The sequence below is a fragment of the Ideonella sp. genome, from assembly GCF_036277275.1.
Taxonomy (GTDB): domain Bacteria; phylum Pseudomonadota; class Gammaproteobacteria; order Burkholderiales; family Burkholderiaceae_C; genus Ideonella.
The window spans coordinates 22039-42792 of the sequence record NZ_DASUNH010000095.1 but is presented as its reverse complement, the minus strand read 5'-3'; the positions used below and the strand labels follow the sequence as shown (position 1 = coordinate 42792).

General features: G+C 66.8%; 20 protein-coding genes. 13 read left to right on the top strand and 7 right to left on the bottom strand.

All coding sequences use genetic code 11. The annotated features are described in order from the left end of the window. Positions 1–137 precede the first annotated feature (137 nt). On the bottom strand, positions 138–362 hold the full coding sequence (locus tag VFY73_RS16380) for an RNA-binding S4 domain-containing protein (RefSeq protein ID WP_329720631.1): 225 nt from the start codon (positions 360–362) through the stop codon (positions 138–140). Between the two features lie 523 nt (positions 363–885). Between VFY73_RS16380 and rsgA the strand changes: the two genes are divergently transcribed. Together rsgA and VFY73_RS16370 are read left to right on the top strand one after the other, a co-directional pair. After that, positions 886–1956, top strand: coding sequence for a ribosome small subunit-dependent GTPase A (gene rsgA / locus VFY73_RS16375; protein ID WP_329720629.1), 1071 nt, complete (start codon positions 886–888; stop codon positions 1954–1956). Positions 1957–2158: 202 nt separating this feature from the next. Next, a complete protein-coding gene (locus VFY73_RS16370) occupies positions 2159–3169 on the top strand; it encodes a hypothetical protein (protein ID WP_329720627.1) in 1011 nt (336 codons plus the stop codon). Positions 3170–3385: 216 nt separating this feature from the next. Here the strand turns inward: VFY73_RS16370 and VFY73_RS16365 are convergent, their stop codons facing one another. The 5 genes from VFY73_RS16365 to VFY73_RS16345 form a co-directional block, all read right to left on the bottom strand. Beyond that, positions 3386–3958 (bottom strand): peroxiredoxin, encoded by a 573-nt coding sequence (locus tag VFY73_RS16365; protein ID WP_329720625.1) that lies wholly within the window; start codon positions 3956–3958, stop codon positions 3386–3388. Positions 3959–3999: 41 nt separating this feature from the next. Beyond that, a complete protein-coding gene (locus VFY73_RS16360) occupies positions 4000–4476 on the bottom strand; it encodes a nuclear transport factor 2 family protein (protein ID WP_329720623.1) in 477 nt (158 codons plus the stop codon). Between the two features lie 57 nt (positions 4477–4533). Then, a complete protein-coding gene (locus tag VFY73_RS16355) occupies positions 4534–5724 on the bottom strand; it encodes a hypothetical protein (protein ID WP_329720621.1) in 1191 nt (396 codons plus the stop codon). Between the two features lie 4 nt (positions 5725–5728). Then, positions 5729–6616 (bottom strand): hypothetical protein, encoded by an 888-nt coding sequence (locus tag VFY73_RS16350; RefSeq protein ID WP_329720619.1) that lies wholly within the window; start codon positions 6614–6616, stop codon positions 5729–5731. A 266-nt stretch (positions 6617–6882) separates the two neighbouring features. After that, complete coding sequence (locus VFY73_RS16345; RefSeq protein WP_329720617.1) at positions 6883–8958, bottom strand: S9 family peptidase; 2076 nt, start codon at positions 8956–8958, stop codon at positions 6883–6885. Positions 8959–9127: 169 nt separating this feature from the next. Between VFY73_RS16345 and VFY73_RS16340 the strand changes: the two genes are divergently transcribed. Continuing rightward, entirely contained in the window at positions 9128–10048 is a 921-nt protein-coding gene (locus VFY73_RS16340; RefSeq protein ID WP_329720615.1) for a DUF808 domain-containing protein, read from the top strand. A gap of 120 nt (positions 10049–10168) precedes the next feature. After that, positions 10169–10393: a hypothetical protein gene (locus VFY73_RS16335; protein WP_329720613.1), complete on the top strand. Its 225-nt coding sequence runs from the start codon at positions 10169–10171 to the stop codon at positions 10391–10393. On the opposite strand, the gene VFY73_RS16330 is transcribed toward VFY73_RS16335, so the two are convergent. Next, positions 10385–11587: an alkane 1-monooxygenase gene (locus VFY73_RS16330; RefSeq protein ID WP_329720611.1), complete on the bottom strand. Its 1203-nt coding sequence runs from the start codon at positions 11585–11587 to the stop codon at positions 10385–10387. The genes VFY73_RS16335 and VFY73_RS16330 overlap by 9 nt on opposite strands. A gap of 330 nt (positions 11588–11917) precedes the next feature. On the opposite strand from VFY73_RS16330, the gene VFY73_RS16325 reads away from it, so the two are divergent. From VFY73_RS16325 to VFY73_RS16285, 9 genes are all read left to right on the top strand, one after another. Further along, positions 11918–12754 carry a heparin lyase I family protein gene (locus VFY73_RS16325; RefSeq protein WP_329720609.1) on the top strand — a complete coding sequence of 279 codons (837 nt, stop codon included), beginning with the start codon at positions 11918–11920 and terminating at the stop codon, positions 12752–12754. 80 nt (positions 12755–12834) lie between these two features. Further along, positions 12835–13671: an AraC family transcriptional regulator gene (locus tag VFY73_RS16320; protein WP_329720606.1), complete on the top strand. Its 837-nt coding sequence runs from the start codon at positions 12835–12837 to the stop codon at positions 13669–13671. Between the two features lie 87 nt (positions 13672–13758). Continuing rightward, positions 13759–14697, top strand: a complete 939-nt coding sequence (locus tag VFY73_RS16315; RefSeq protein ID WP_329720605.1) for a DMT family transporter — start codon at positions 13759–13761, stop codon at positions 14695–14697. A gap of 53 nt (positions 14698–14750) precedes the next feature. Then, the gene (locus VFY73_RS16310; RefSeq protein ID WP_329720633.1) at positions 14751–15764 is read left to right on the top strand and encodes a MerR family transcriptional regulator; all 1014 of its coding nucleotides are present in this window, start codon (positions 14751–14753) and stop codon (positions 15762–15764) included. Positions 15765–15808: 44 nt separating this feature from the next. Beyond that, positions 15809–16687, top strand: coding sequence for an SAM-dependent methyltransferase (locus VFY73_RS16305; RefSeq protein ID WP_329720603.1), 879 nt, complete (start codon positions 15809–15811; stop codon positions 16685–16687). 205 nt (positions 16688–16892) lie between these two features. Further along, positions 16893–17645 carry a hypothetical protein gene (locus VFY73_RS16300; protein ID WP_329720601.1) on the top strand — a complete coding sequence of 251 codons (753 nt, stop codon included), beginning with the start codon at positions 16893–16895 and terminating at the stop codon, positions 17643–17645. Further along, positions 17642–18838 carry a glycosyltransferase gene (locus VFY73_RS16295; RefSeq protein WP_329720599.1) on the top strand — a complete coding sequence of 399 codons (1197 nt, stop codon included), beginning with the start codon at positions 17642–17644 and terminating at the stop codon, positions 18836–18838. The genes VFY73_RS16300 and VFY73_RS16295 overlap by 4 nt, the downstream gene beginning before the upstream one ends. Before the next feature lie 33 nt (positions 18839–18871). After that, the gene (locus VFY73_RS16290; RefSeq protein WP_329720597.1) at positions 18872–19534 is read left to right on the top strand and encodes a hypothetical protein; all 663 of its coding nucleotides are present in this window, start codon (positions 18872–18874) and stop codon (positions 19532–19534) included. Between the two features lie 5 nt (positions 19535–19539). Beyond that, a complete protein-coding gene (locus VFY73_RS16285; RefSeq protein WP_329720595.1) occupies positions 19540–20751 on the top strand; it encodes a glycosyltransferase family 4 protein in 1212 nt (403 codons plus the stop codon). The last annotated feature ends 3 nt before the right edge of the window (positions 20752–20754 follow it).

The window sequence follows — 20754 nt, the reverse complement described above, 5'->3', positions numbered from 1 at the left end:
CTTGATCAACTCGGCTTCTTGCTCTTCACTGAGGACGACGACCGGGGCAACTCGCAATTGCTCGCTCCAATGCAGACCGAAGTAGACCATTGGAGCGGTAAAGCTAATTTAAGTTCGATCAAGAATCGAACACTACACTAGTAGCCTGCGGCAGCGATTCGAACCTGCGCGTCGCCCAGCTGCACGAGCTGGCCGGCGCGCATCTTCGCCGTCTTGCGCAACTCGACCTGCCCGTCGACCCGCACCTCGCCGGCCACGATCAGCTGCCGTGCGCTGCCACCGCTGGGCGCCAACCCGGTGGCCTTGAGCAAGGCGTCGAGCGCGATGTGGTCGCCGCGCAGTTCGAATTCGATGGTGTCCATGGCGTCATTGTCGCGCCCCGATTCCAAGCGTGGCATGGCCGGGTCCGCCGGTTGGCGTGGTGCGCCCGTCGTCAGGCATCGACCGTCGCTGGCAGCGGAGGGCGAGCGCGTGCAATGACGCGTTGCATCCTCACGCCGAAGGATTGACAAGCGCTGGGGCCCGCGGCACAGTGCGCCACCTCAGGCGTGCTGCTTGTCGCGGCGCGCGTGCACTCAACCGATCGAAGGAGGCTGCCATGGATGAAGTCAAGACCACCCCCTTCGCGGTTCGCCTGCGTCGCGCTGCCACCCTGCGTTGACGTTGTCGGTTGAGGTCAAGCCGTCGCCCTGACGGCCGGGCTCGCGCTCCATCCAGCGCGCCCCATCAATCGAGTTTCCTGCGCTCCGGCACCTGACTGCCGGGCGATCCGCACCCCAAAACCATTGTTTGCCTTGGCCTCCAGGCCAGGCTGCCGCATGCGCGTGTCGGTCAATCCTGCCGCGCAGACGGTTCCATTTGTCTCGATGCGGATCACCCACAGCAATGTTCGACACGATCGACTTCCAAACCCTGCGCGGCATCGGCCTGACCCAAGGCCTCGTGGCGCAGATGTTCAACCTCCAAACCGAAGCCGCGGATCGGCTGATGCGCGTTGTCGAAGTGCAGCGCGACCGGCTGCGCCTGCACGATGGCCGCCACGAGCATGTGGCCCAGGTCTGGCCAACGCTGCGCCTGGCCTTGCAGATGCAGGGCGACGCGCTGGTGGTCGGCGACTGGGTCGCCGCGCGTACCGGCGGTGACCTGGGCGATACCTTGTGGGCGGCGGCCCGGGTGCCGCCCCTCAATCACCTCGTGCGGCGCGACAGCAGTGGTCAGCGCCAGACGCTGGTCAGCAACGTGGACACAGCGCTGATCGTGATGGGCGCGGGGCAGGATTTCAACCTGCGCCGGCTCGACCGCTATCTTGCGTTGGTGCGCCTGGCCGGCGTGTCACCGCTGGTCGTGCTGAGCAAGGCCGACTTGTGCGCCGACCCCGCGGCGCGGGTCGACGCGGTGCGCCGCCACACCAGCGACGGTGTCGACGTGCTCGCGCTGAATGGGCTCGATGCATCGAGCGCCGAAGCCCTGGCGCCCTGGCTCTGCGAAGGCCAGACGCTGGTGCTGCTGGGGTCCAGCGGGGCCGGCAAGAGCACGCTGACCAACCAGCTGACCGGCGCGGTGCAAGACACCGGTGGCGTGCGTCGCGGTGACGAGCATGGCCGCCATACGACGACAGCGCGTTCGCTGCATCGGTGCGCCAACGGTGCCTGCATCATCGACACACCGGGGCTGCGCGGCCTGCAGCTCGATGCCGACGAGGCGCAGCTCGACGCCGTGTTCGACGACATCTCGAGCCTGGCGCCGCTGTGCCGGTTCCGCGACTGCCAGCACCAGGACGAGCCCGGCTGCGCGGTGCGACCTGCTGTGCCGGCAGGTCGTCTGCTCAGCTACCACAAGCTGCAGCGCGAAGCCCAGCGTCATGAGATGACGGTGTTCGACAGGCACAAGCTGCTGAGCGAGTGGAAAGCCCGCGGTCGGGCGGCCAAGGCGGTGGGGCGCAGCAAACGTGGTTAGCGGCACTTTCTTGGTGGCTCATCGGTTGAGCCACTGGATGCCTACACTGTCTTCTGCACTGACTGATCTGCGGTCCAAACGAGGAGGAGGGTGGAGACGTCGCTGTTGGGCGACTGTTTCCGCCGCGGGGCCACGCGGGCCAGCCGGTGCGTTGCGGCTTCATTTGGGGCCGTACATCGATGGTGACCTTCAAGGAGAACACATGACGAAATCAACCCCCTGGATCCGCCGCATGGCGGCGCTTGCTTTCGTGCTGGCCGGCTCGGCACAGGCCGACGCGCTGACCAGCGGCTTCATCCCCGCCGAAGGCCGCGTCGACATCGCTTTCGACGGCACCAACCAGGTCCTCTACATCAGCGGCGGGCCACAAGTGCGGCGCTTCGACTTCAACACCAAGAGCTTCCTGCCGCCGCTGGCGCTGGGCGGCGCGACGATGGGCATGGACGTCTCGGCCGATGGCAAGCGGCTGGCGATTGCGAATGCCTCGCGCGGTGCGAACGAGAATTTCGTCGACATCGTGACGCTGAGGACCGGCAAGGTCAGGCGTGTCTCGTTCCCGCTGGCGTTCGCCGAAGGTGGCACCCACGCAGTGGCGTACGACGCCGAGGGCAAGTTGCTGGTCACCAGCAGGTTCGAGGGCTCGGGCTGGACGCCGCTGCGCCACTACGACCCGGTCACCGGCCTGAGTCATCAATTGGCCGAGCTGTCGGCGCCGGCCATGGTCAGCCCGAGCGCGAACCACCGCTACGTGGCAGTCGCCGAAGGCAACATGTCGAGCGGCCCTTACGGCCGCTACATGACCGGCGATACCGCGTACCGGTCGCTGCAATCGACGAACTGGTCGCTGTTCGAGATCGCGATCGCGCCAAACGGCGCGCAGTCGGCAGTGCCGACCTACGGCGGCACGTTCATCGATGACGCGAAGAAGAGCTTTCCGGCGGTGGGCACCTATGCGGGTCAAACCCCGATCGGCGCGGCCTATGCGCCGACCGGTGACGTCGTGTATTTCCCGTTCGCGCAGAGCAACTTCGTCGCTGAGTACGACCGCAGGACGATGACCGAGCGCCGTCGCTTCACGGTGCCCGGTCAGTTCGACTGGACCGGCAACGGCGCCTTCGTCGAGGGCCGCACCAAGGTGTCGCCCGATGGTCGTCTGCTGTTCGTGACGCTCGACGACGGCGTGTTCTACCAGGAGTTGGCTGCCACGAACTGACGAGGCCGCCATCGATGGTTGACAGGGGCCGAGGAGACCAGGCTGCCAGCACGATGAGTGAAGCGGCCGTTGACATCGGCGGCTGACCCAAGAGCGGGGGCCGCGCGACAGGCAGCCAAGACTGCCGCAGGGGAGGAGCTGATGGCGGGTTGGCACGCGTGTGCCAGCCCGCCACTCAGTCTTCTTGAGCGGGTGTCAGAGGGCCGCCGCCTCCGATCAGGGCTTGGTCGGCTGGCTGGCTTTCCACTGCTCGACCGCCTTCATCGCCGCGCTGACGTGGCCGTCCGGATCCATCGCGGCGTAGGCGAGCAACACCTTGCCTTGTGGGCTGATCACGTACGAGATGCGGTTGGCCATGTTGGGCACGACGGCTAAGTTGGCGTCGTACTGCTTGATGATCTTGGCGCCCGGGTCGGCCGCCACCGCAAACTGGTTGCGGCAGGCTTCGACTGAGAACTTCTTCAACGTCTCGATGTCGTCGTTCGACATGCCGATCACTGTGGCGCCGAGGGCGGCGAACTTCGGCGTTGCCTCGGCGAACTGGTGCGCTTCGACCGTGCAACCGCTCGTGAAGGCCTTGGGGTAGAAGTACAACACCACCGGCCCTTTCTTCAATGCGTCGGCGAGCACGAAGCGGTAGGGTTGGCCGCCGAGCGCCGCATCGGCGCTGAAATCGGGGGCGTTGGCACCGACGGCCAGCGCCGCCTCGGCGGCCGGCACAGCCAGGCTGGCCACGCAGAAGGCGGCTGCGCTCAGCGCATGGCCGCGGACAAAGAAAGCAGTGTTCATCAACAGGCCTCGTGAGCAGTCAACGGATCAGGCAAAAGGAATCAGGGCTTCGGGCAGTCGCAAGCGTCGTTGCCCATGTCCAGGATGATGCGCCAGACGCCAGGGGTCTCTTGCCGCCAGACCGAATTGAAGCGCGCGACCAGCTTGCCGCCGGGGTCTCGCACCGGGCCGCTGCTGAGGGCCAGTTCGCCGGTGGTCATCACCTCGACGTTGTCGGGTTCCCAGGAAAACGGCGCCTGCGGGCCCTCGAAGAATTTCTTCCAGGCGGCGGTCACGGCCGCCGGCCCGCGCAACGAACCCTTGCTGCCCTGAAACACGGTGTCGGCCGACAGGAACTTCGTGAAGGCCGCGAGGTCGCGATCGGCCATCGTCTTGGCAAAGGCACGCTCGGTGTCCGAGACGACCTTGCGCAACTGCTCGGGGTCGGGCGCGCCGGCAGGCGCGGTCTGGGCGTGCAAGGGCGCGATCGCGCCGACAACCAGGCCGAGCACGGCCAGGAATCGAGAGGGGGTCGGCATGGCAGGGGCGAGGCAGTTGAACGGTGCGGCGGTTGTACCAGTTCCCGCCCTCACGCATCAGGGGCCCGACCCGAGGTCTTTCAGGTGGTCTTCCGCCTCCTGTACGTCCTTGCCGTACTCGGTGAGGTACCGGTTGCGCTCCTCGCTGGTCCACTCTGCTGGTGAAAAGGCGACCAGCGGGTAGGCCTTGGTTCGGTGAACCTGCCCGATGCGGCGCGGCATCAGCGCGCGGTCGGGGAAGGTGTCGGGCTTGAGCAGGAACGCGTCGACGTCACGCAGCACCAGCGGAAAGGTCGGTTGCATGTCGCGCACCAGCTTGCCGAACAGCTGCAGCTTGAACTCGACCGGCCCGACGCCCAGCTCGTCATTGAAGCTCAGCAACGCCAGCGGCCGGCCGTCGGCATCGTCGACGCGGCCTGTCACCACGTAACGACCGGGTTGCATCACCTGCGCCGGCAGGTACAGGTTCAATGAACCGGCCTCCACCGCCTCGCGGACGACTGCGCCCCAGACGGCGGGCGTGCCCGGCGAATGGATCACGTCGAAGAACGCGTAACCCGAATGCTCGCCCGATTGCAGCGCCAGCTCGACGCGGATCACGCCGTCGAGATCGGCAAAGCCATCACGTGCCGGTTGCAGCCGAAAGCTCAGCACGTTGTCGCCGGCGACGGCGTCACCGCTGCGGCCGTCGTCGGTGAACTGCACCATCATCGGCGCCACGCGCGAGGGGCGCGCGCCGGTGGCGCCTTCGTGCGCCATGGCCCGCGGCACCTGCAGCGGCAGCGTGCGGCCTTCGCCGTCGATGGCTGCCACGGTGAACAGCACGCTCTCGTCACCTTGCGAATAGACACGCTCCTGCGTGGTTCGCAACGTCAGCCCTTCGATCACCGGGCCACCGGGTTCGCGCAGCGGCCGCTCGGTGGCGATCGGCAGGTTCGGGTGCACCTGATCGGGATGCTCGGCCAGCGGGCGCGACTCGTGCGGATAACGTGTTGCCTCGCGGTAGCTGTCGAGGGTGCGACGCGCGCGCTCCAGCCGTTGCTTCCACAGTGCACGCGCCGCGCTGCGGTCGTCCGCTCGCGCCTTGGGCGCAGGGGCAGGGGCGTCAGCGACCACAGCAGGGGCTGACGGGGGGGCGGCGGTTGGCGGCGCGGCGACGGCCTGTGGGGTGTCCCCCCAGGCCCACCACAGCAGCGCCGCGCCCGCCCCAAGCACCGCCAGCACGGCGGCAGTGCGGCGGGATCGCATGGCTTCAGCGCGCGTTGGCTTCCATGTCGGCACGCACGCGGCTCATGATGCCGCCCCAGTTGCCGCTGGTGTAGTGGTTGTAGCTTTCGCCGTTGTCGCGGAAGGCGACAGTGTGGAAAGCCCACTTGGCTCGGCCGCCTTCGTTCTTCGCGGTGCCCAGCGTCAGGTCGTTGCACCACCAGTCGCTCGGGTTGCAGAACGAGCCGTTGCCGCTGCCCGAGACACCGCCGCTGGAGTGGTAGGCGATGGCCTCGTCGTCTTGCCCGGGCAGCACGAACGAATACACCGTGCCATTGGCGCCGGCGTACATGTTGAACCAGGTCGCGCGGGTCGAGCCATGGTCGTACATGGCACGTGCGGTAGCGGTCTTCAGGTCGGCCACCAGCGGCTCGTCGAGTGCCCAGTCGCCGGCATCGGCCAGCTCGGAACCCCCGGCCGCACCGCCGCCGACATCGACCCACTTGATGTTCCAGCCGGTCTGCGAACTGCCGTTCAGGTTGCCGCACTGGCCCTGGCTGTTCGGGCTGGCGTTCTTGATCATGCGACTGGTGCCGCCGTACAGCGCGAGCGAGTAGCCGATCTGCAGGTTGCCTGCGCTGTGGACCGCGATGTAGCACCAGTTCTGGCCGGTGCAGTAGCAGTCGAGCGCATCGCGCACGAGGTAGTTCTGGTCCGAGACGTGGTTGTAGCCGTCCCAGTTGACCGATTTCTTGTTGACGCCGGCGTTGGCGGTGGCCGGGCCCCAGTAGCTGAAGTCGGCATGGTTGCCGAGCTGGCCGCCGCCGGTGCGGCCGTTGATCCACAGAGAGTAGTTCGTCGCATGGGCCAGGGCGAGGAGCCCTGCTGCGAACAACACGAACCACGACACCCCACGCACGATGCGTTTCGCCATGACCGTCTCCTGCAGTTTTTAGAAAAATAGCACGCTCGTTCGAAAACGTGCCTGCACACTATGCGACTGACGGGGAGGCGGCAACAACGGGGGAATTCCCGACACGCGAAACGCAGGGCCAGGCGCGTCGATTGCTATGCGCGGGTGCACGTGCGAACGTCCACGCGCGCGCATGGCGCGCAACCGTTCGACCAAAGAAAAAGGCCGTCCGAGGACGGCCTTTGGGCAGGGCCGCGAGAGGCTCGCGGCCCTGCGGGACGCTGAGTTCACTGCAGCTTCAGCGTGTCCCTCAGGAACAGCACGGTGGCATAGAACTGGTAGTCCGCGTTCTCTTTGCGCTGGAATCCGTGGCCTTCGTTCTCGGCCCGCAGATACCATACCGGTGTGCCGTTAGCGCGCGCGCTCTTCACGATCTGCTCGGCTTCGGTGTAGGGCACGCGCGGATCATTGCGGCCCTGGATGACGAACAGCGGCTTCTTGATCCGCGCGGCATTGGTCAACGGCGAGATCTTGTCGAGGAAGGCCTTCATCGCCGGGTCGCGCTCGTCACCGTACTCGACGCGGCGCAGGTCACGACGGTAGCTTTCCGTGTTGTTCAGGAAGGTCACGAAGTGCGAGATGCCCACGATGTCGATCGCGCCGGCAATCCGGTCGGCGTAGTTCGTCGACACCGCCAGGCTCATGTAGCCGCCGTAGCTGCCGCCGATCACCACGATGCGTGACGCATCGAGGTTAGGCTGGGTGGCGATCCAGTCGATCAACGCGCCGATGTCCTTCACCGAGTCTTCGCGTTGCAGGCCGTTGTCCAGCGCCACGAAGGTCTTGCCGTAGCCGGTCGAACCCCGTACGTTGGGCTGGATGATCGCGATGCCCATCTCCTCGACGAAGTAGTTGTTGCGGTTCAGGAAGCCGAACTGTGCCTGCGCTTCCGGGCCGCCATGGATGTTGATCATCACCGGCCGCTTGCCGGAAAAGCCCGCCGGCGGCATCGTCAGCATGCCCGAGATCGTGCGGCCGTCGAAGCTCTTCCAGCGAACCAGCTGTTGCGGTGCAAAGCGGGTCGGGTCCACCCCCTCGGGGGCGTAGGCCCGCGTCCACTGCTGCACTTGGCCGCTGGCCGGATCGAGGCTGTAGATCTGGCTCGGCCCGGCGGAGCTGTTCAGGCCGAAGGCCAGCTCGCCGCGCTTCGGGTGGAAGTGCATGCCGCTCAGGTTGCCCGCTGGCAGCGCCGGCGCCGGCTTCTCCTTCAGGCTCCGCGCGTCGACCAGGCGCAGCTTGCCCTGGCCATCTTCGTTGATGTTCAGCGCCAGCAGGCGCCCGTCGTCGGACAGGCTGCCGCCGGCGACGTCCCACGAAATGTGGCCGGTCACGCGGGTGATCGCACCGTTGGCGAGGTTGACGCGTTGCAGCTCGTTGAATTCGCCGATGCGGTCGCTGACGAAGAACAGGGCCTTGTTGTCGCGCGAGAAACCCGAGGCGAGGTGGGTTGCCCGCTGCTTGCTGCCAGGCGCTGGCAGCAATTGGCGGCGCTTGCCGCTGGCCAGGTCGAGCAGCCAGACCTGTGACTCGTTGGCCGAGATGTAGTTGGTCAGTGCGGCCTGCTTGTTGTCCCACGAGACGCTGGAGGCGTTCCAGCCGCCGCCGGGCAGCTCGATGACCTTGCGGCGCGCCTCGGGCTTGAGCGGATCCATCAGCCACAGCGTGGTGCTGATCTGTGCCCGGGCGCCGCCGGCGGCCGTGCGGTCCAGCGGGACCGAGGTGTACAGCAGCCGGCTCGCGACGCCGCGCTTCTCGTGCAGCCAGGTCTCGACGTTGTGGCGTTGGTCCGGGTCGGTCAGCAGCGTGGTGGCCCGGGTGCCCAGCTCCATGCGGTAGAGCTGGTTCACCTCGTTGCCACCGCTGGAGCGCTCGAACACGATGTACTTGCCGTCCAGCGGCTCGTAGCTTGCGCTGTAGACCGGGTCGGCAAAGTCGGTCAGGCGCTCGGGTTCGGCCAGCGGGGCGCTCACGCGATACAGCTGCGCGGTGCTGCCGCCGGCCGGTCGGTGGGTGACCAGCATCTCGCGCTGTGCCGGGTGCCAGTCGACGAAGCCATGGCCGCGGAAGTCGGTGTACTTGTCGACCGCTTTCACCACGCTCAGCGGCACCGCCGGGATGCCTTCGACATGCAGGTTGCTGTTGGGTGCCAGCGTTTCGCTGGCCGCGGTCGTCGTGGACGCCGCGTTGGGCGCCGGGGCTTGGTCCGTGGGGGCGGAGCTGGCACAGGCGGCCAGCATCAGCGCGGTGGCGGTGGCCAGCGCGGCCAGGCCGCCGAGCGGGCGGGGAAGCAAGGCAGGGGTCATGTCGATGCTCGTGTCGTCACTTCGTTGATCACGTCACACGCGGGTGGCGTCATTCGTGAGGGGGGCGCTGGCCATGGTGGCGCCAGCGTCGGAGCACTTTAACTGGCCATGCATCCGCCAGGCCCTGCCAGGCTCTAACATGCCGCGTTTTGTCATCTTCCGAATTGCCATGGCCGCTGCCAGTTTGCTTGCCCTGCTCGACGACATTGCCACCGTGCTGGACGACGTGGCGGTGTTGACCAAGGTCGCCGCGAAGAAGACAGCCGGCGTGCTGGGGGACGACCTGGCACTGAACGCGCAGCAAGTGTCGGGTGTGCGCGCCGAGCGCGAGTTGCCGGTGGTGTGGGCGGTTGCCAAGGGCTCGATGCTCAACAAGGCCATCCTGGTGCCGGCGGCGCTGGCGATCAGCGCGGTGGCGCCATGGCTGATCACGCCGCTGCTGATGATCGGTGGGGCCTACCTGTGCTTTGAAGGAGCCGAGAAGCTGGCGCACCGCTTCTTCCACAGCCCCGCGGAGGACCAGGCCGAGCACGCGGGCCTGACGCAGGCCCTGGTGGCGGGCGAGGCCGACCTGGTGGCGTTCGAGAAAGACAAGATCAAAGGCGCGGTGCGCACCGATTTCGTACTGTCGGCCGAGATCATCGCGATCACGCTGGGCAGCGTCGCTGGCACGTCGCTGACGACGCAGGCCAGCGTGCTGGCGTTGGTGGCCGTGGTGATGACGGTCGGTGTCTACGGTTTCGTGGCCGGCATCGTGAAACTCGACGACGCTGGTCTCGCGCTGAGCAAGCGGCCCGGCGCGTTCTCTCAACGCCTGGGCGCGTTTCTGCTGGCGGCGGCGCCGTGGCTGATGCGCACACTGGCGGTGGTCGGCACCGCAGCGATGTTCCTGGTCGGTGGCGGCATCCTGGTGCACGGCATTCCGGCGCTGCACCACCTGATCGAAGCGGCCGTCGCTGCGCTGCCGTCGGTTGGTTGGCTGGTGAGCCTGCTGGGCGACGCGCTGACCGGCATCGCGGCTGGCTTCGTCGTCGTCGCGGGTGTGCTGGCGCTTGGCAGCGTACGGCGACGCGTGTCGGACAAACGCTGACATCACGTCACGCTTGACACCGACACACCGGATCGGTGTCCGCCCGCTGTCAACCGCAGAGGGGGTGCTTAGAGTTAAGTCCATACACCCGGAACTTCCAGGTGCCTGTGGAGACCCCAAATGGACATCTGCATCGAAACCGCACCGTCAGCCCAACAGCGTTACGAACTGCGGTTCCAATCCCTGTTCAACCAGGGTCGCGCGATGGTCTTTCCCTGCAACGAGCAAGGGCTGGTCGACATGGACGCGCTCAGCGAGCGGGCCCGTGAGAACTACCTCTACGCCCGTGCCGTGATCGGCTTCGAGTACGCCACGCCGGCCGTCACACCCGACTATTCACACTGATTCCCGGGAGGCGGGTCGCGGATAGCGCGCCTGCAAGGCCTCGCGACGAGGCGGATGCAGGTTGGCGCGGCCCACATCGCCGCCGTAGTGCGCGAGCACACGCCGGTCCATCACGCGGAACCACAGCGGCGGCACATAGGCCAGCAGCAGCATCGCCGGGTAGCCCGACGGTAACTGCGGGCTCTCGGCGAAATGGCGCAGCGCCTGGTATCGCCGGCCCGGATGGGCATGGTGGTCGCTGTGGCGCTGCAGCTGGTACAGGAACAGATTCGACAGTACGTGGCTCGTATTCCATGAATGCGTAACGTCGCAAGGCTCGCGCCGCCCGTCGGCACGCTTCGCACGCAGCAGGCCGTAGTGCTCGATGTAGTTGACCACCTCGAGCAGCGAAGCGCCGTAGAAGGCCTGCACCGCCAGGAACACCAGCACCTTGGGGCCGAAGGCCCATGCCAGCGCGCCGAACAGCACGGTGGTCATCCCCCAGGCCTGCAGCACCTCGTTGCGCCAATGCCAGGCCGGCAGCCCGCGCGCGGCGAGGCTGGTCGACTCGATGTGCCAGGCCGAGCGTACGCTGCCGAGCATCGTGCGCGGCAGGAAGGCCCAGAAGCTTTCGCCCATCCGCGCACTGGCCGGGTCTTCTGGCGTGGCCACCCGCAGGTGGTGACCGCGGTTGTGCTCGACATAGAAGTGCCCGTAGGCCACCGGGGCCAACGTGATGCGCGACAACCAACGCTCCCAGCGCGGTCGCTTGTGGCCCAGTTCGTGCGCGGTGTTGATCGCCACCCCGTTGATGCCGCCGACCGTGAGCACCAGCCCCAACCAGCCGGTGGCTGACAGCGGCACCGAGGCCGCGAGCGCGCAGCCCAGGATGGTGGCCGCAAACTGGAACGGAATGAAGGCAACGACGATCGCGCGGTAGTAGTTGTCGGCTTCAAGGGCTGCGGTGCTGCCGTCCGGCGGGTTGCGGCCGTCCGGCCCCAGGAGTGCGTCGACCAGCGGGATCACGATGTACATCACCGCCGGCAGCAGCCAGAGCCAGAACTCGGCCCCGCTGCGCCAGAAGTTCACCAGATTCCACGCAGCACCCAGCGCGAAGAACGGGCTCAGCAGCCACAGGTAGCGGTGCGGGTCGCGCCAGCGTTGGGCCCCTGCGGGTGACGGCGTGGGCAGCGGCGGCAGCGTGTTCTCACTCATGGCGGAATCGTCGCGCGCACGACAGGTGGGGTCAACGCAAGTCCACGCTGGCGGATTGGTCGGTCCGCGATATTTCGTCGGTCGGGGCGTCAGTTGGTGGGATATGAATATTCCTGCCCTGGCACTGTGTCGAGTTGTAGCGAAGATGACAGAGACCAGACGCGATATTAACCGATCGGCAGAAGGTCTTGTATTGGGCGACGGGGGGCGAAGATCCAACGAGAAAGTCGTTACATCTGCAGATTGACGCCTTTTGGGCCGGACGGAAGCATCGGGATGGAGAAAAGAGGTCCCTTGGGGGCATTCAGGTCAACCGTAGGAAGTCCATCAATGAAAAATATCCCGATTGGTTTTGGTGCCGGATATTGGGCCGGCGCAGCCGTATTTCTAAGTGCATTTACCGCGCAGGCCGCGGTCACGTTGAGTGCCGATGGTGTCGGTAATACCTATGAACTGATCGAGTCCAAGAAATTCGGGATCGAGGTGCCGGATTGCAAGCACAACGTTCGGCATGTGCGAGAAGCCTTCGACAGCGACCTCGACAAGTACGTCTTTGCCTTCGACATCCACCGCGATCTCGACGACGATCGGTGCACCGCCACCGACCGGCAACGCGTGGAGATCAAGACCTCGCCAGAGGGATCTCCCACGCAGCAGCACGCGCGCGGCGAGACGGCTCACTACCGCTGGAAATTCAAACTGCCCAGCGGCTTCCAGCCGTCACCCAGCTTCACGCATATTCACCAGGTCAAGGCCTACGGCGGTGACGACGATTCGCCGATCCTGACGCTCACGCCGCGCTTCGGAAACCCCAGCAAATTGCAGGTCATTTACACGGGGTCGTCCAACAGCGGGGTGAAGGCCGAGGCCAACCTCGCGCCGTTCATCAACACCTGGGTGGAGGCGTATGTCCGAATCTACAACGATGACAACGGCAGCATCCAGGTCAACCTGCGCAGGCTCAGCGATGGCGCCTCGCTGTTGTCGTGGAAAAGCGGCACCCTCGATACCTGGCGAACGGGCGCCTCCTACAACCGGGGCAAATGGGGCATTTACCGCAGCCTGGACAATATTTCGTACCTGCGTGACGAGACCGTCCTGTTTGCCGACTGGTGCGTGACTGAAACGGCCAAGCGGGATTGCCCGAGCGCCATTCAGAAGCCATAGCGGCCGGCCGCTGACGAGCCAGCTGGCGGTCTCAGCCGGAAGTTCGCGGGCCACGCGGAGCCTCGGGCATCATGCGGCCCATGGCTATCGCGCCTCATCACCGCGCCCGCGTGCTCGGCTCGCCCTGGACGGGCGTGCACGGCACCTGGATCGACAGTGCGCGCCACTATGGGCGGCACTGGCACGCCACCTACGGGCTGGGTGTGGTGGAGCAGGGCGCGCAGCGCTCGGCCAGCGGCCAGGGCGATGTCGAGGCTTTCGCCGGTGACCTGATCACCACCAATCCCGGCGAGGTGCACGACGGCCGGCCGCTGGGCACCGACTCACGCCGCTGGCGCATGGTTTACCTCGAGCCCCAGGTCGTCGGGTCGATGGGCGAGGTGCCGGCCGATCTGGCATTGACCCGGCCGGTGGTGCACGACGCCCGCCTGGGCCAGGCACTGCGCCAGCTGCTGGACCGGCTGGAGCTCTGGAATGCCGGTGCCGGCACACGCGCCGATGCGCTGGCTTGCGACGAGGCGCTGGCCCACACCTGCGGCTTGTTGCTGCAACGGCATGCGACTGGCATAGCTACACAGGAGGGGAGTGCGCGCCTCGCCACCGCCCAGCTGCTGATCGTGCGCGACCGGCTGGGCGACGATCCGCTGGACGTGCCCAGCCTGGAGCAACTGGCCACCCTCGCAGGGCTGAGCAAGTTCCAATTGCTGCGGCAGTTCCAGAAGGTCTTTGGCCTGACTCCGTTTGCATGGTTGCTGCAGCACCGCGCCGAGCGGGCGCGGGCCCTGATCCGCGACGGTGCGGGTCTGGCCAGCGCGGCGGCGTCCTGCGGCTTCGCAGACCAGAGCCACATGACGCGCACCTTTGCTCGCCATTTCGGTTTCACGCCCGGTGCCTGGCAACAAGCAATGACGCATTAGCCGTCGACTGCGGCTGCAACCACGTTCAAGACCGCGGCGCCTGGCGTCGCGAGACTGCGGACCCTGGAATGTCTTCAGAGGTCTTGCATGTCCGAATCTTCCGAATCCCGAAATGAACTCAAGGGCCAGTGGCTGTGCAGCCTGGCCATGGTGGTGGTGGGCAGCACCGTCGTCGCCAGCCAACTGATCGGCCACCGCGTCGAACCCTTCCTGGCCACCGCCTTGAGGCATGCGGCGGCGCTGCCGGTGTTCCTGCTGCTGATGTACTGGACCCGCGCCCGCTGGCCGCGCGTCGGCTGGCGCGACGGAGCGCTGTTGCTGCTGCAGGCGGCGGCCGGCAGCGTGGGCTACACGGTGCTGTTGATCGAAGGCGTTAAGCGCTGCGGCGCAGCCGATGCCGGCATCGTCGCCGGCACGTTGCCGGCCGTGTCGGCGCTGGTGTCGGTGCTGTTCCTCGGCGAACGGCCGGGCTGGCGTCTGGCGGCGTCGGTCGTGCTGGCCACGGTCGGCGTGATGGTGGTGGCCGCCGCGCCGGATGCGGCGGGCGCCGCCGCACCCGAGCGTTGGCAAGGCATTGCGCTGGTGCTGGCGGCCATCGGCTGCGAGGCCTTGTTCATCCTCGCCAACAAACGCCTGACGACCCCGGTGCCGGCGCTGGCTTTGTCGACGTTGATGAGTGCCGGTGGCCTGGCGCTGTCGGCGATCCCGGCGGCGTTGATGCTCCGCACATCACCGTCGGTGCTGGACGCTAGCGCCCTCGGCGCGATCGCCTACTACGCCTGGGTGCCGACTGTCGGCGGCTTCCTGCTCTGGTACGCGGGCAGTGCCCGCACCAGCGGCACGCGGGCATCTTTGGCGACAGCGTGGTTGCCGGTCTCGGCATTGCTGTTGTCGGCCTTGTGGCTGGGCGAGACCATCCGCGCTGCGCAGTGGGTGGGGCTCGCGTGCGTGCTGCTGGCGGTGGTGCTGGCCGCCCCTGCGGAAAAGCCCCGCGGCCAGCGGGCGTTTGACCCTCACGCCGCGTGAGGGTTGATACTAGACCGCTCATTGAGTCGACACAGGGAGCACGCTTGCTGAAAGTGGGCGAGTTGGCCAGGCGCAGCGGGCTCACCATCCGCACGCTGCATCACTACGACAGCATCGGTCTGCTGCGGCCATCGGCCCGGTCCGAATCGGGCTACCGGCTGTACAACGACCAGGACGTGGCGCGGCTGCACGGCATCCAGGCGCTGCGCGGCATGGGGCTGGCGCTGGGCGAGATCGCCTCGCTGCTCGACGCCGGGCCCGAAGCGCCGCTGCCGGCACTGATCGCGCGCCAGATCGCGACGATCGACGAGCAGATCGAGCGCAGCCAGGAGCTGCGCTCGAAACTGGCATTGATGCATTCACTGCTCGCCAGCGGCAGCCAGCCGGGGCTCGACGACTGGCTGGGCGGCCTGTCGCTGATGAATGCCTGTGCGCAGTACTTCAGCGCCGACGAGGTCAAGCGCCTGTTCGAAGACTGGGCATGCACCGAAGCCGAGTGGCCGTCGCTGGTGGCCGAGGTGAGGGCCGCGATGCAGGCGGGCGTGCCGACTGACGCGCTCGAGCTGCAACCGCTGGCACGCCGCTGGATGGACCTGACGATGCGCTGGATGCGCGGTGACACCCGGCTGCTGAAGCGCTGGCGCCAGATGCTGGACGAACAGCCGGTCAGCAACAGCAACAAGGCCGGCATCGACGACGCCACGCTGCACTACATCGACGAGGCCATCCAGCTGCGCCTGACGACCTTGGGCAAGTACCTGTCGGCTGACGACATCGAGCGGCTCGACAAGTCGCTGCAGTTCGAATGGCGCGCGCTGGCCGAACGCGTCAATGCGTTGATCCAGGCCGGCACACCGCCCGAGGACGCGGCCGCCGAACCGGTGGTCGACGAATGGCGCCGGCTGCTGGCACGCGCGACGCGCAACGACGAGGCGCTGCGTGCCCGGCTGGTGCACGCCTACGCGAACGAGCCGCTGCTGCGCGCCGGCGAAGTGCTGCCGCCCGGTGTGCGCGCGTACATCCAGGCCGCCGAGGCCGCCTTGCTGCTTGACCCTCACGTCGCGTGAGGCCGGACAGTGCGGCTTCGACGCACGACCTAAGGAGTCCAACCATGAGCGAAGCCTCCCAAAACCAGAACATCATTCACCGCGGTGAACCAAGCCGCACCGCGCAGTACGTGGCGACGTTGCGCGCCGTCCATGCGTTGCTCGATGATCCCATCGTGCTCGACGATCCCGTGGCGCTACCGCTGCTGGGCGCGGAGACGGCGGCGGCGCTGAAGGAAGATCCGTTCGGTTGCAACGACCCGATGGCGCGCTCCCTGCGCGCAGGGCTGGTGGCCCGCAGCCGTGTGGCCGAAGACGAGCTGGCGCGCCGCGTGGATGCAGGCCTGCGCCAGTACGTGCTGCTCGGCGCCGGGCTGGACACCTTCTCGGCCCGCAACACCCACGCCGCGCAGGGGCTGCGCGTGTTCGAGGTCGACCACGCGTCGACCCAGCGCTGGAAGCGCGAAGCGTTGCAGGCGGCAGGGCTGGATGTGGGCGACACCGCCTTCGTGTCGGTCGACTTCGAACGCGACGACCTGCTGCAGGCGCTGCGCGGGGCGGGGTTGCGCACCGACCTGCCGGTGTTGTTTGCCTGGCTCGGCGTGACGATGTACCTGACGCCCGACGCCGTGTTGAAGACGCTGGCCGCGGTCGGGACGCTGCCGCCGGGCAGTGGCATCGTCTTCGACTACCGCCTGCCTCCCGAGCAGCTGAACCCGGTCGAGCGGGTGCTGCTCGACGTGGTGGCCCAGCAGATCGCCGCGCTGGGCGAGCCGTGGTTGTCCAGCTTCGACCCGGCGACCCTGAAGCGGCAGTTGTTGGAACTGGGCTACACCCACATCGACGACGTGGGCAGCGACGAGTTGAACCGGCGCTACTTCTTCCGCCGCAAGGACGGGCTGCAAACTCGCAACGGCGTGCGCATCATGTGCGCCGGCCGCTAGCCTGACGGGCTTCGGACCCGCCGCCTTGATTGGTTACCGCGAACGACACCCGTACTTCAATCAGGGTTAATTTTGCGGTGGCCATGGTTGCCGATACTTTATCCTGGCTGCCTCGAAGAGACTACGAATATCGATAAAAAAATTTGTCATTATTCGGCGCCCACTTGATCCATAGAATCTAAGGAAAGATTGCTGGGAGGCAAGTATGGGGCTCTCCATTCCGTTTCTGCCGAGCAGAATACGGGCCAGTGCGCTGCTGCATGGCAGCCACGCCGATTTTGTGATCAACGCCTACCTGGCGTTGCAGCGCCAGTGGCCGGATGAAGGTGGCTTTGCGCACTATATGCATGCGCTGGGTGAACTTGGTGCGCGGCGCACCGACATATTGCGCGAGATCGCCAATTCACCCGGGTCCAAACAATGCGGTGTCATATTCGTCGACGACTTGTCGTCGGAATATGACTTTCAGCCGGAAGACCACGACAGCCACAGGTTGATAGAAACCAGCCTGACGCTGCGCCTGGCCCGCACGGCGACCGATGTGGAGCAATTGCGCCTGGCCGTCAGCCGGTTGACGGCCGGTGAATTGGCGCAGGCCGTCGAGGGCCTGGTCCAGGCGCAGCTGAGCCACCAGGCGGTGCTCGAAAGCCGGCTCAATGCCATGGCTGCGCCGGAAGGCGCCGGCCCGTCGAAGGTCGTGCCCATCCATGAAGCCGATGAACCCGAGGGCACCGTCAGTGCGCTGAAGGCCGAGGTGGCCGAACTCCGCCTGGAGGTCGAGCGGCTGCGCGCCTACGCCACCGTGGAGCTCAAGCGCCAGGTGGCCGACTACGTGAACGCCCTCAGCTCGGCCACGCAACCCCAGCCGGCGGCGGCGCGGGCCTCGTCGGCACGTGACGTGAAACCGGGCCGTGCGCACATCCATGCGGTGGAGCGGACCAGCCGGAGCGGTACATGACCGACCCGTTGGTGGTCTTCTCGCCGTTGCCGCCGGCGAAGTCCGGCATTGCCGACTACATGGCGGAGCTGCTCCCGGCGCTGGCCGCCGCGAGGCCGGTCACCGTGGTCTGCGAGAAGCCTCCTGCCAATCTGCCCCGGGGTGATTGGCAGGTGGTGGACGTGTCCGGCTACGAGGCCGATGCCAGCCTGGCGCAGTGCCCGCACGTCTACCAGATCGGCAACAACGCGGACCATGTCTTCGCCTACCGTGCCTTCAAGCGGCGCCCGGGCATCCTGGTGCAGCACGACTTCAACCTGCACTACCTGGTCGAAGACGCCACGCTGGCGGTCGGTGACGGGCGGGGCTACCGCGAGGTGCTGTACGAGGAATACGGCGATGCCGGCGCCGCGCTGGCGGATCTGCGTCAGGCGGGGCTGTTCTCCGAGGCGCAGAAGCTGGCGCTGCCGCTGAACACCCATCTGTTGCGCCGGGCCACGGGGTTGATCGTGCACAACCGCTGGGTCTACGACCGGTTGCCAGAGGCCGTGCGCAGCTCGACCATCGTCGTGCCGCACCATGTCTCGCCCCAGGCTCAGCAGTACGACGGGCTGTCGCAGGCCGAGGCGCGCGCGTCGCTTGGCTTGCCGCTGGACGCCTTCATCGTGCTGTCGCTGGGCTACATCACGCCGCCCAAGCAGATCCAGGCGACGCTGGCCGCGCTCGGACTGCTCAGGAGCCAGGGCATGGAGTTCCTGTTCGTGGTCGGAGGCCAACGCAATCCGGGCTTCGACATCGACGCCCACGTGGCCCGGCACGGCCTCGAGCAACATGTGTTGATAACGGGTTATCTGGATGAAGATGAGTTCTTCCGCCATATCGCGGCGGCCGACTGCCTGGTCAACCTGCGCTACCCCAGCGTGGGGGAAAGCTCCGGCACCCTCACGCGCGCCCTGGCGCTGGGCCTGCCGGCCATCGTCTACAACTTCGGGCCGTTCGCCGAGATCCCGAACGAGGTCGTCATCAAGGTGCCGCTCGAGTTGGGCGAGCCGTTGGCACTGGCCGCCGCACTCGACATGCTGATGCACGACCCGGCCCTGCGCCAGACGCTGGGCGAGTCGGCCAGGCAACACATGCGCAGCCACCACTCCGTGCACCGGTCGGCGGGCCTGTACCTCGACCTCGTGCAATCACTCAGCCACGCCGCCGCTTGAGCGGGCGGGGCGATTCGCAGCCGATCTCTTTTCATGAGCACCGAAATACTTCCCAGTCTGCCGCGCTCATACAAGGTGTCGGAGCTCCTGAGCGGTGACAGCTCGGGCTTCATCATCAACGCCTACCTGGCCCTGCAGCGCCAGTGGCCCGACAAGGGCGGCTACCAGCACTACCTGTATGTGCTGTCGACCCATCCTGAGCAGCGGCCGGTCGTGCTGCAAGAGATCGCCGCGTCGCCGGCCGCCCGGCGCCATGGCATCGAACTGATCGACGACCTGCACGAGGGCGAGCCGCCGGTGGTCGACGCCGAGCAGCAGTACATCCGGCAGTGCGTGAACCTTCGCATCCCGCACCTCGCGCACGCCATCGACGCGTTGAGCGCCGAAGACGCCGTGGCCGGTGTCAACGCCGAGGTTGCCCGCTTGCAGCAGCGGGTCGACGAACAGGGCAAGGAGATCGCCAACCTGCGGCGCGAGCTGCGCAACATGGCCGCGCGGCTCGGGATCGGCACCGTGACGCTGGCCCCCAACCACGCGCCACAGGAAGGTGCGGCGCCCGCACACCTCGTGGCCGAGGTCGAGCAGTTGAAAGCCACCGTCGAGCCGCTGCACCACTTCGCCACGGTCGAACTGAAGCGGCTGATCGCCGACTACACCAACGCCTTGATCACCGCGCACCTCGACGCGGTGAGATGACCACCATGGACCGCATCGTCATGTTTTCGCCGTTGCCCCCGTGCAAATCGGGCATCGGCGCCTATACGGCCGAACTGCTGCCCACGTTGACGCGGATGGTCGGCGTGACGCTCGTCTGCCAGGAAAAGCCCGACGCCGACGAGGTCGAGGACCTGTTGCGTCTCTGCCCCGACCTGGAGGTGATCCCCTGGCCGGAATACCAGCCGACGCCGCAGCAGCAGGCATGGCCGCACTTCTTCCAGGTCGGCAACAACAAGGACCACGTCTTCGTCTACGACGCCTTCAGGCAGCGGCCCGAGGTGCTGGTGCAGCACGACTTCAACCTGCACTACCTGGTCGAGGATGCGACCCTGGCCCGGGGCGACGTGGCCGGCTACAAGGCCGTGATGTGCGAGGAGTACGGCGACTCCGGCGCCATGCTGGCCGACCTGCGCGGCATCGGCGTCTTCTCGGAAAGCCAGAAGCACACGCTGCCGGTCAATCGCCACCTGGTCGCGATCGCGCAGGGCGTCATCGTGCACAACCAGTGGGTGTACGACCGGCTGCCCGCGGCCGTTCGCCACCGCACCGTGAACGTGCCGCACCACTACTCGCCGCTGGCCGACCAGTTCCGCACGCTCGGTGCACCCGAGGCGAGGTCGGTCCTCGGGCTGCCGCACGATGTGCCGCTGATCCTGTCGCTTGGCTTCGTCACGCCACCCAAGCGGATCCATTCGACACTGTCGGCGCTGGCGATGCTCAAGCGCGAGGGCAAGAAGTTCAGGTTCGTGATCGCCGGCGAGCGCAACCCCAGCTTCGACATCGACGACCACATCGCGCGCAACGACCTGGCCGATGAAGTCATCGTCACCGGCTACGTCTCGGAGACCGACTTCTTCCGCTACATCCGCGCTGCCGACTTGCTCGTCAACCTGCGCTACCCGACCGTCGGTGAAAGCTCGGGCACCTTGGCGCGCGCGTTGGCGCTGGGCCTGCCGGCGATCGTCTACGACTTCGGCCCCTTCTCGGAATTTCCCGACGACGTGGTGCACAAGGTGCCGCTGGAGAAAGGAGAGCCGGTGCAACTGGCGGCCGCCATCCGGAAGATCCTGGCCGACGTCGGCTACGCCCGGTCGATGTCGCTCACCGCCATCAGCCACATGGCCAAGCACTGCACCGTCGAACGTTCCTGCGAGCAATACATGCGCCAGGCGCATTTCATCACCAAGGGAGACTGAATC